The sequence below is a fragment of the Sphingobium sp. ba1 genome (assembly GCF_000743655.1).
Classification (GTDB): Bacteria; Pseudomonadota; Alphaproteobacteria; order Sphingomonadales; family Sphingomonadaceae; genus Sphingobium.
Map to the genome: position 1 here is coordinate 2,931,204 of NZ_JPPQ01000069.1, position 3,146 is coordinate 2,934,349.

Below are 3,146 nucleotides of genomic sequence, written 5' to 3' on the forward strand. Positions count from 1 at the left end.
ATCCACAGATTTGCGTGTGGCACCGTCATGATTCTGTCCGATTTCGCTTGGAACGACTCGGACGAGGTGAGACCATCTCTCTATCGGAACATAGGGAAATGGCGCGATCCATTTCAGAAAATGCTGATTTATCAGTATTTTGTCTATGTGACTGATGGTCCGGCGATAGGGCAAGCCCGCAAGGGCGCAGCCAATAGCCGGGTCGGTCGTCAGGGCCGCTGCCGGGTACGCGCGAAAGTGAACGTCGGGCATCGGAACAGGTACGACCAGCGACGGGAAAGCAGCCCTTGGCTCACCCCGAAGCACCCGATGCGGCAGTCTTTCTTTGGGAAGGCGGTCGGATCGCAAACGCCGGGCCGATGATCGCATCCCGCCAGGGACGCGGATCGCTTGACCCGACGGACGTGGGGATCGGCAGCAATGCCGGTCCCCATTTTTGTTTTGAGTCTGATCGGGCGGACAATGGTGCCGGATGAGTGGCTTGGACTTTAACAGGTGTCTGGGACGCGGTTTGCTAGGTTTATGATTTCGGCCATGCGGCCTTCTAGGCGGATATCTACGCCTCGGCCTTGATCCTTGGGGATCAGGACGAGGGCGTCGATCAGGGAGCGGATGGCGGCTATCGCCTGGGCGCGGGCGGGGCCGTCGGATGCCAGGGCGGCATCGAGGGTCATCACATAGGCGCGGTAGCGGGAGCCGAGATCCGGGGATGGGGTGAGGGTGCTGCCTGTGGACAGGGCGTCGAGCTTGTCCTGGAGCGTGGCCAGTTCTTCGCGAGTCGAGCGCAGGCGGTCCTTTACCTCCTGAAATTCTCCTGCGCCGTCGGCGATGGCGTCGACCAGGCGGTTTGCGCGGGCCTTGCATTCTTCGATCTTGCGCTGGAGCGGGGCGCAGGATGTTTCCGCCTCCGCCAGCTTGCGCGCCATGCCCGCATTGTAGCGTTGAATGAAATGTTCGACGGCCTGGGTGTCGAGCATGATCGCCTGCAACTGGCCCAGGACGCGCCGTTCATATTCGTTGGTCGAGATGGTGCGGGTGTTGGTGCAGTCGCCGCGCGACTTGACGTTGGAGCAGCCCCAGCGGTTGACGCCCAGGACGATCCAGTTCGCGCCGCACAGGCCGCATTTGCCGAGGCCCGAGAGCAGCCGTTTGGGGCGGCGTTGCTTGTCGGCAGTGACGCCATCGAAGGTCGTATATTTGCGCTCGATCGCTTCCCAGGATGCGTCATCGATGATGCGCAGGTGGGGCACGTCGACATAGCGCCATTCGCCGGGTGGGTTTGATCGCACCACGCGCCGCCGGGTCTTGTGATGATAGACACGGTGCGTGCGATTATAGATCATCACGCCGCGATAGAGGTGGTTGCGCAGGATACCGTTGGCGCGGACGCGGTCGCCATGGAGCGTGCTGACACGCCATGGGCCGCCCCTGGGCGAAGGGATGCCTTCGGCATTGAGGCGTTTGACGATGGCATAGGCCGAGACGCCGGCCAGTGATTCGGCATAGATGCGGCGCACGATTTCAGCCTGTTCCTCGTCGATTTCGAGGATGCCGCGAATAATCTCTCCATCGGCCCCGATCGGCTTCACCACGCGGTAGCCGTAGGCGCGTCCCCCGGCATTGAAGCCGCGCCCGTGCTGCCCACGCTGGCCGCGACGAACACGATCGGCCAGATCCTTCAAGTAGCGGGCATCCATGAGCCCTTTGATTGCGCCGGTGATTTCATCGACGACGCCATCGGCCAGGGTGAAGAGGCGCGCGCCGTGATATTCGAGATGTTCCCGAACGGCGTGCGCGTCGCCGCCGTGGCGGGCGATGCGATCGGTCGCTTCGGCCAGCACCTGGTCAATGTCGCCGCGTTCGACGCGCGCCAGCATGGCGTTGAGGCCGGGACGTTGCATTTCGCCGATGCCCGCCCGGCCGCTGATTTCATCGTCGGAGAAGGTCGCGACGACTTCCCACCCATCCTTTTCCGCGCGTTCGCGCAGAGTGGCGAGCTGATCAGCGGTGGATTGGGCGTTCTGCAGGTCGCTGGAGTAGCGGGCGTAGAGGATCGTTCGCATCGATCAGGCCTGCGCGCGCGTTTGCGAAGTCGCGATCGACCATGAGGTCGGCGAGAGCCTCAACAATCTGCGCGAGCGCGGGGTCCAATGTCTGGTGCTTGCCCATGAGCTGTCCTTTCTAGCCACGAGGAGTACTCTGTATGCGGGGTGCGCGGGCCGGTTTGGCGCGCGGGGGTATCCAGTAGGTCGGGGCGAAATCCTGCGGCGCGCGCTGCTTGTCCCAGACGATCCAGACATAATCGACCTTGCCATGGGCGAAGGCGGCCGTGCCCATGGCGGCGATTTGATCGCCGGGGGGCATGGAGGGGCGTTCGCTCAAAATATAGATTCCGCTGGGCATATGTTCGGCAAAGAGACGGAAGCGGCCTGCGCTGGCCAGCCACTTGATCGGGACTAGGGCACAGACCTTATGCGTCGCGATCGACAAGGCGCGGCGGATGCATTTTTCAGCCAGGCCCCGAACCATGCGGCCATCCTGAAAAGAGAAGGGCGGGTTCATCATGACCGACAGGCCGCGCATCGCTTCGAGCATGTGGATCTGATCACCGAGGAAGTCGTGGCGGCCGAGGAAGCGCGGGCTGTTGCCCCGTTCGAACAGGTCGGTGCCGAAGGCGGTCAGGCCACGGTCGGCCAGGGCGTCAGGAATGTGGCACAGGCCCGCGAATGGATCGAGATAGGTGACGTCCGGGTCCATGGCGAGGATGTCGCACAGGGCATGCGTCACCCATTGTTCCTCCACATACCAGTCCCAGGGATGGCGGTTGTCGCCCGATCGGCGGGCGGTCAGTTCGGCGCTCACCATAGGTCGTCCGCCGATTCGAGGGCGGCGGGGTCGATGACCTGGCCATGGGCATATTCCATGCGGATGGCCGCGACATCGCGCCAGTCGAGGGTGTCGAGCCATTGCCAGGAGGCGGACAGGGTGCCGTCCAGCGTCATCGTCCAGACCCGTGGTTGTTCTGTACCCAAGTGCCACAGCCATTCGGGCGGCTGACCATGGGGTTGCAGCTCGTGCATGCGCTCCTCCGCTATGCGGCGATCGAGATCGGTTCTGGACATCGTCAGGGCGCGGCGGGTCATCGC

4 protein-coding genes are annotated in these 3,146 nt (G+C 63.4%); 1 reads left to right on the plus strand and 3 read right to left on the minus strand.

The window, feature by feature from the left end; all coding sequences use genetic code 11:
- Positions 1–363, plus strand: a 363-nt coding sequence (locus IL54_RS24680) for a hypothetical protein (protein WP_237748923.1), incomplete at its 5' end; no start/stop codon positions are given.
- A 125-nt stretch (positions 364–488) separates the two neighbouring features.
- On the opposite strand, the gene IL54_RS17460 is transcribed toward IL54_RS24680, so the two are convergent.
- The 3 genes from IL54_RS17460 to IL54_RS17470 all read right to left on the minus strand — a co-directional run.
- Entirely contained in the window at positions 489–2,063 is a 1,575-nt protein-coding gene (locus IL54_RS17460) for a recombinase family protein (RefSeq protein WP_037477318.1), read from the minus strand.
- A gap of 118 nt (positions 2,064–2,181) precedes the next feature.
- A complete protein-coding gene (locus IL54_RS17465) occupies positions 2,182–2,865 on the minus strand; it encodes a hypothetical protein (protein ID WP_037477320.1) in 684 nt (227 codons plus the stop codon).
- On the minus strand, positions 2,859–3,146 hold a 288-nt coding region (locus tag IL54_RS17470; protein WP_237748924.1), incomplete at its 5' end, for a hypothetical protein. The genes IL54_RS17465 and IL54_RS17470, both read right to left, overlap by 7 nt.